This window comes from Acinetobacter sp. Gutcm_16 (genome assembly GCF_028649355.1).
Lineage (GTDB): Bacteria > Pseudomonadota > Gammaproteobacteria > Pseudomonadales > Moraxellaceae > Acinetobacter > Acinetobacter johnsonii.
Genome location: NZ_JAQSUV010000022.1, coordinates 1 through 7944, shown reverse-complemented (window position 1 = coordinate 7944; position 7944 = coordinate 1). Strand labels below are relative to the sequence as shown.

Genomic DNA, 7944 nt, shown 5'->3' with positions numbered 1-7944 from the left:
TAAATCTATAAAACCGATTATTAAAATAAAAACAAACTGTTTTATCTATTTTTAGATTTACTCTATGATTCTTCTATCAAATAAATTTATAGACTGCTTTGGAGAGCTTAACAATGTTAGATCAAAATACTTCAGCTCAATTAAAAACACTTCTTGAACGCCTTGAAGGTCCGATTGAATTGGTTGCGACTTTGAATGGTTCTGAAAAATCAGACAAAATCAAAGAATTGGTTGAAGAGGTTGCAGCACTGTCTCCACTGGTGACTGCACGTTTTGATGGTCAAAACTCACGTGCACCCAGCTTTGGTGTAGCAAAAGCCGGTGAAGAGCCGCGTGTCTTCTTTGCGGGTTTACCGATGGGGCATGAGTTTACCTCTTTGATCTTGGCATTGTTACAAACCTCAGGTTATGCACCCAAAGTATCGGATGAAATTTTAGCTTCAATCAAAGGTTTAGGTATCCAGTCTGACTTTGACGTCTTTGTCTCTTTAAGCTGTCATAACTGTCCAGATGTGGTGCAAGCGTTGAACCTGATTGCTATTTACAATCCGGGCACGACAGCAACTATGATTGATGGTGCATTCTTCCAAGACGAAGTTGAAGAACGCAAAATCATGGCTGTACCGATGGTGTTCCAAGATAATAACGATATCGGTCAAGGCCGTATGACCTTGGAAGAGATTGTTGCCAAACTGGATACCAATTCTGCGGCCAAAGAAGCTGAAAAGCTCAATGCCAAAGATGCTTTTGATGTTTTAGTGATTGGTGGTGGTCCTGCAGGAAATACCTCTGCCATTTATGCCGCACGTAAAGGCATTAAAACGGGGATTGTAGCTGAACGTATGGGTGGTCAAGTCATGGATACCATGGACATTGAAAACTATACCTCGATTCAAAAGACTCAAGGGCCGAAGTTTGCTGCTGAAATGGAAGCACATGTACGTGAGTATGGTGTGGACATCATGAACTTACAACGTGTTTCTAACATCAAAGGTGCAGATGAGACAGCAAATGGCTTGGTTGAAGTCATTTTAGAAAATGGTGCAAAACTTGAATCTAAAACGGTAATTCTTTCAACAGGGGCACGTTGGAGAGAAATGAATGTGCCGGGTGAAGCAGAATACCGTACCCGCGGTGTTGCCTACTGCCCACACTGTGATGGTCCACTGTTTAAAGGCAAACGTGTTGCAGTGATTGGTGGGGGTAACTCAGGTGTCGAAGCTGCGATTGATCTTGCTGGGATTGTAGAACATGTAACTTTGGTTGAGTTTGATACCAAACTACGTGCCGACCAAGTGTTGCAAGATAAATTGCATAGCTTGCCTAATACCACAGTGATCCTGAATGCCCTATCGACTGAAGTAGTCGGTGATGGTTCACAAGTGACAGCATTGAAATATAAAGACCGTGCAACTGATGTAGAACATACGGTTGAGCTTGCAGGAATCTTTGTGCAAATTGGTTTATTACCAAACACCGATTTCCTCAAAGAAACAGCGGTTGAGCTTTCAAACCGTGGTGAGATTGTGATTAACGATCGCAACGAAACCAATGTCAAAGGTGTATTTGCCGCAGGTGACTGTACGATAGTGCCTTATAAGCAAATCATCATTGCCACAGGTGAAGGCGCGAAAGCATCTCTGTCTGCTTTTGATTATATTATTCGTTCTGGGCTGTAAGTGTGAAATGAAAAAGCCAACGCTCTTCCAAAATATACGTTGGCTTTTTCCCTTTATGTTGTATCACTGATCTTTGGTTTTACCCTTGATAGGAACTGAGTCACTAACAGCTCAGTTCCTTTTTTTCGTTTAAAGCAAATATCTTCTACAAAGAAAAAGCCAAAGTGCTCCCCAGTCACTTTGGCTTTTTCATTTAGTTTTTGTTTATTGTTATTCTTTGCCCAGTTTTTGTTTTGAAACTCTGAGTGTGGTCAGTACTCGGTTTCTTTTCTACTTTCCCCAAGGTTAGACGCTAAATAAGTTCAATTCTTTAAATTTTTCTAACAATTGTTGCTGTGTTTCAACGTGTTCTGGATGTGGCTCGATACAGGCAATTGGGCAAACATCGACACAGGTTTGGGTGTCATAAAAACCAACACATTCGGTGCAACGGCTGATGTCTATTTCATAAATTTTATCACCTTCAAAAATAGCGGTATTGGGACATTCGGGAAGACACATATCACAGTTAATACATGCATCCGTTATTCGTAGTGCCATAGCATTATCCCCAGTCAGCTTGCAACATAGGCCAATGCAGGCGCTGAAATGTCGGCACTTGAATGCGGTAAGTTACGAATGAGCAGGGCATAGCGCATGTCGACATCAGCAGGAACGGGGATTTCAACCACATGTCCTGAGCCTTTCGCCTCAAGTGTTGGATTACCTTTTTTATCGAGGATTTCTGTTAGTTTAAAAGTGATGTTGCCTGAAGTGGTCATGAGTTCGAGCACATCGCCCACTACAAAACGGTTTTTGACATCGACTTTCAGATAATCGCCATTGCGTTCCAAAATTTCACCGCAGTATTGTTGATGGTCAAAACTGGATGAACCATTTTCATAATTTTGATATTCGCTATGCACGTGGCGACGTAAAAAACCTTCGGTATAACCACGGTTGGCCAGACCTTCGAGTTGTGTCATGAGTGAGGAATCGAAAGGTTTACCGGCGATAGCATCATCTATGGCTTTGCGATAAATTTGTGCTGTACGGGCACAGTAAAAATAAGACTTGGTGCGTCCTTCAATTTTTAAAGAATGGATGCCCATTTGGGTTAAGCGCTCAACATGTTGCACCGCGCGTAAGTCTTTTGAGTTCATAAAGTAAGTACCATGTTCGTCTTCTTCAGCAGCAAACATGTCTTCTTCATTACGTTGTAGTAATATGGGTTCATCGAACTGATGCTGTGCTTGCATATGCAGTTCATCAGCATCAGAGCTTGAACAGCAGTTGGAGCCTGTATTCAGATTTTGGACTGGGATCACATCGCCATTTTCATCTTGCTGAGTCTCGTGTACTTTGTATTCCCAACGGCAAGCATTGGTACATGCCCCTTGATTGGCATCACGTTTATTCATATAGCCTGAAAGCATGCAACGTCCAGAGTATGCCATGCATAGCGCACCATGCACAAAAACCTCAATTTCCATGTCAGGCACTTGCTGCTTAATTTCTTCAATTTCATCAATGGATAATTCACGGGACAAAATGACCCGAGTCAGTCCCATGTTTTTCCAAAACTTCACAGTAGCCCAGTTAATGGCATTGGCTTGAACCGAAAGATGCACATCCATGTCTGGAAAATGCTCGCGTACCATCATAATTAACCCAGGATCCGACATGATCAGGGCATCGGGTTGCATAGCAACCACAGGTGCGAGGTCGCGAATAAAGTTTTTGAGTTTTGAGTTATGTGGTTGAATGTTGACGACCACATAAAACTTTTTACTTAAGTCATGTGCTTCTTGAATGCCGATAGCCAGATTGTCATGATCAAATTCATTATTGCGCACACGTAAACTGTAACGAGGTTGTCCGGCATAGACTGCATCTGCACCATAGGCAAATGCATAACGCATATTTTTAAGCGAACCTGCGGGAGAAAGAAGTTCAGTAACGTGATGAATGCTCATGATTAAACTAAGGCATAAAAAAAATATGGGTTTATTGTAGGGCTTTAAAAAATAGATTCAACCTAGTAAACAACTCGGAATTTAAACGGTTATACACGCGAAAATTACATGTTCAAACGCTGGATGTGAGTGCTCAATTATAAATGTTTGAATATATGGTTTATGTGGCTAAGGATAGAAGTAAATTTAAATATCCTTGTTTTATAAAGTAAAAGAGCGGTTATATAAAACTTACCGGAGGTTCTAATCATCAAAAAGCTAGAGTTCTTTGCGGCCTTTTATCCGAAATAATTGGGGATGATTTTTATTAGATTTGAGGTTAGGATAGATTTTTTATTTCTGAAATTATTAAAAAATAAATATAAAAGTCCTAGATTGACCATGCAACGTTCGGGCAAATGTATCGAAAAATCGAGTAATACCCATATTCTAAATTCTGCGTTGATGTGTTTTATGCATCTAACCCTGCTTCAAGATGTCTTAGAATTTGGCAATCATCAATGGTTGATTGAGTTGAGCAGGACTGTCGAAGCTGTTGTAGCTGTATCTGGAATTTTTGCAATTCAATGATTTTTTGTTCGACTTGTTTTAAATGTTCATCGATCAGTTGATTGACGGCACTACAGTCTTGTTGAGGCTCTTGTTCCAGTTCAATCAGGTATTCAATTTCTTTGAGTGAGATATCCAGCGCACGGCAACGTTTAATAAAAATGAGTCGTTTAAGTGCATCATCTTGATAATAGCGATAGTTATTTTCTCCGCGAAAAGTGGGCTCTAATAAATGCTTTTTTTCATAGAAACGAATGGTATCGGCACTTAATCCTGTTTTATGGACTAAGTCTTTCATCAAATAAATAGCAGATGAGTTTTGTTGATTCATTTTGCTTGACCTTAGAGCGACTCCATAGTTTTTAATCATAATAGAAAATGATTAGGTCTGGATAGAGGTTGTATATATGGCATGTTCTTCTTGCAGTTGTGCACCTGCACCGCAAAAGCCAAATAGTAAGTTTAGAACGGCATTATGGATTGCCTTATTGATCAATTTAGCCATGTTTGTGGTAGAGCTCATTGGTGGGGCTTATGCACATTCATCATCCTTATGGGCCGATTCTCTAGATTTTTTTGGTGATGCAGTCAACTATGGTATTTCCCTAGCGGTGCTTGGTGCGAGTTTGTATTGGCGGGCGACAGTGGCACTGCTCAAAGGCATGACCATGGCGCTGTTTGGCTTAGTCGTGATAGGTAAAGTGATTTATGCCTATGCTTTAGGAATTCCGCCTGAAGCCATGACCATGGGGGTGATTGGTGTGATTGCTTTGCTTGCGAATGTGGTTTGTGCCGTCATTTTATATGCCTTTAGAGAAGGTGACTCTAATATGCAATCGGTCTGGCTCTGTAGCCGAAATGATGCGATTGGGAATGTGGCAGTTATTTTTGCTGCAATAGGTGTGTTTGGTACAGGCAGTTTGTGGCCAGACATAATCGTGGCAGGCATTATGGCGACTTTAGGTATGACTGCGGGTTATCAAGTGGTGAGCAAAGCATTATCTGAGCGTAGATTACAGCTCGAGAATTAAGAAAACGCTAGATTTCTTAATCAAAGTAAAATTATTTTCCATAAAAATGCTCCACAGCTGCTCGGAGCATTTTGTTGTTTACATAATAAGAATAAAACTCTGCTCATTTGTCAAATTGATATAGCTATAATGGCGCCTAATTTATGATCGTTGTTTGCGATCAATGTTGACTGAAACTTACTTTTTAAAAATATAGACGATGATAAATACAATCACTCAAGTGCTTGAGCAATTGGGGTTAAGTGCACAAAAACGTGCCATTCATGCACAATTTTCACATGCTGCATTAAATCATGACATCTTTTTGCAGCATATTGAAGGCACACATGCATTAAACCAAGGTTTAAACGTTGAATTGATCTGCCTCTCAACCAATGCTCTGATTCCACTGAAACAATTTATCGGGGTACAAGTCGCGGTCGATCAGGTCACAGACCAAGGCACATTATTTCGCAGCACAGGGATCATCACTCAAGCCGAACAAGGACAAAGTGATGGTGCACTGACCTTGTATAAACTTCGCTTAGAAGACGCAACGGCACTTTGGCATAAACGTCGCAACAGCCGAGTGTTTATGAATAAAAGTGTGCGAGATGTCAGTGAAATACTCTTTAAGGAATGGCAGAGCAAAAGTCCGCTATTTGCTGCTAGCCTCAGTCTTGATCTTTCTGGTTTAAATACAGAGACCGATGTCCGTCCCTTCATCATGCAGTCAAATGAAACCGATTATGACTTTCTAACACGGCTCTGGCGCAGTGAAGGCATCAACTGGCTAATTGATGAAGCTGAACTGTATGTACCTCATACTCGTCATCCGATTCAAGCTCAAAAACTTAGACTCTTGGATGACAACAGTCAGTTCCAAGCCTTAAAGCGTCGACAAATTCGTTTTCATCGTTCTAGTGCTACCGAACAAAAGGATAGCATCATCAGTCTGAGTGCACAGCGCAGCCTACAACCGACTGCAGTCTATATCCAACGTTGGCAAGCCGATCACTTGAGTCAAGAAGAAGGCGCAGGTTCAGTCCAAAGCCAACATCAACATAGCACACAACAAGACAATGCTAGCCTCAGCCTAGAACAAGCGTGGCATATTAGCCCTGCATGGATGCAAGATTTAAATGGAGAAGATCAGGCGACCGCAGCATCAAACAGCCAAATTGAAAAACTCAATCAAACCCTGAGTAATGTCTACAACCAACAGGCGAAACAATTCACTGCACAGAGCACCGTACGTGATGCCCAAGTAGGGTATTGGTTTGAGTTACATGAACATCCTGAACTTGATCAACACAGTGACGCAGACAAAGAATTTCTGATCACGACCAAGACTTTCTATAATCAAAACAACTTGCCCAAAGATTTGAGTGAGCAAATTCAGCATTTGCTGAAACAAAGCCAATGGTCACTCAAAACCAGCACAGTGCCAAGTGAACGCCAAGCCAACCACTTGAGTTTACAGCGTCGTCACATCACGACCGTTCCAGTTTATAACCCGATAGAGCACCGACCAGCCACACACCCACAACGTGCCAAAGTCGTGGGACCAAGTGGCGAAGAAATTCATGTGGATGAATGGGGGCGGATCAAAGTTCGCTTCCTCTTTACCCGCAACGATGACCACAGTCATGACGGTGGTGCAGGCGCCAATGACAATGATACAGACTCGGCATGGGTTGATGTCTTGACCCCATGGGCGGGTGAGGGCTATGGCGCACGCTTTTTACCACGCATTGGTGAAATCGTGGTGATTGATTTCTTTGACGGCAATCTTGACCGTCCCTTTGTGGTTGGGCGGATTCATGAAGCGCAGCGCAGCCCAACGAAATTTGATCAGAAAGGTCAATTGCCAGAAACCAAGAAACTAGCTGGGATTCGCTCTAAAGAAGTTGGAGGTGAAGGTTATAACCAACTGCGCTTCGATGACACAACTGACCAGATCAGTACTCAACTGCAAAGCAGCCATGGGGCAACTCAGTTGAACCTCGGCAACCTCAGCCACCCCAAAGAAACGGAGACAAGTGAGGGACGAGGAGAAGGCTTTGAGCTTCGAACTGATCAATGGGGCGCGATTCGAGCAGGTGAGGGGTTACTGCTCAGTAGCCATAAACAAGATCAAGCTGCAGGTACACATCTGAATGCTCAACCTGCCAAACAACAACTTGAAGGGACTTTAAACAATAGCCAAGCATTAAGTGAAGTGGCGAAGAATCAACAGACGGATCCGCTTGATGTTTTAGAAAACTTAAAAGGCTTCTTAGAACAGATTGAACAACAAGATCAAAACAAGGCAGATGCATTTAAACAAGCCATCATGATTCTCTCTGCACCAAACTCCATAGCTGTTAGCAGTAATGAAGATATTTATCTCTCAGCCGATGGTCAGATCAGCCAAAGTGCAGGGGAGAGTATTAACCTTTCTACGCAGAAATCGTTGATTGCACATGCCAGTGAGAAAATCAGTCTCTTTGCAGCACAGGACGGGCTAAGAGCCTATGCAGGCAAGGGCAAGGTTGAAATCCAAGCGCAAGGTGATGCACTGGATGTTATTGCGCGTAAAGGCATTCAGATTATTTCTACGGAAGATACCGTTTATATCACGAGTCCAACTGAGATTAATCTGACAGCAGGTGGTTCTCAAATCAAGATGAATGGAACAGGTATCTTTTCAACGACTGCTGGAAAGTTTGAGAGTAAGGCGGGGCAGCATCAGTTTTTGGGTGGGACTAA

At 42.2% G+C, this 7944-nt stretch carries 6 protein-coding genes; 3 read left to right on the top strand and 3 right to left on the bottom strand.

The annotated features are described in order from the left end of the window. The first annotated feature begins 113 nt into the window (after positions 1–113). Positions 114–1679, top strand: coding sequence for an alkyl hydroperoxide reductase subunit F (gene ahpF, locus PTT44_RS04700; protein ID WP_273795552.1), 1566 nt, complete (start codon positions 114–116; stop codon positions 1677–1679). Positions 1680–1964: 285 nt separating this feature from the next. Here ahpF and PTT44_RS04695 read toward each other — a convergent pair whose 3' ends face one another. From PTT44_RS04695 to PTT44_RS04685, 3 genes are all read right to left on the bottom strand, one after another. After that, positions 1965–2219 carry a YfhL family 4Fe-4S dicluster ferredoxin gene (locus PTT44_RS04695; protein WP_168158049.1) on the bottom strand — a complete coding sequence of 85 codons (255 nt, stop codon included), beginning with the start codon at positions 2217–2219 and terminating at the stop codon, positions 1965–1967. 14 nt (positions 2220–2233) lie between these two features. After that, entirely contained in the window at positions 2234–3634 is a 1401-nt protein-coding gene (gene trhP, locus PTT44_RS04690; RefSeq protein WP_168158048.1) for a prephenate-dependent tRNA uridine(34) hydroxylase TrhP, read from the bottom strand. Between the two features lie 451 nt (positions 3635–4085). Then, positions 4086–4514: a Cd(II)/Pb(II)-responsive transcriptional regulator gene (locus PTT44_RS04685; protein ID WP_168158047.1), complete on the bottom strand. Its 429-nt coding sequence runs from the start codon at positions 4512–4514 to the stop codon at positions 4086–4088. A gap of 76 nt (positions 4515–4590) precedes the next feature. On the opposite strand from PTT44_RS04685, the gene PTT44_RS04680 reads away from it, so the two are divergent. Beyond that, positions 4591–5214, top strand: a complete 624-nt coding sequence (locus tag PTT44_RS04680; protein ID WP_168158046.1) for a cation transporter — start codon at positions 4591–4593, stop codon at positions 5212–5214. A 199-nt stretch (positions 5215–5413) separates the two neighbouring features. After that, the coding region (locus tag PTT44_RS04675; RefSeq protein WP_273795549.1) for a type VI secretion system Vgr family protein at positions 5414–7944 on the top strand (2531 nt) is incomplete at its 3' end.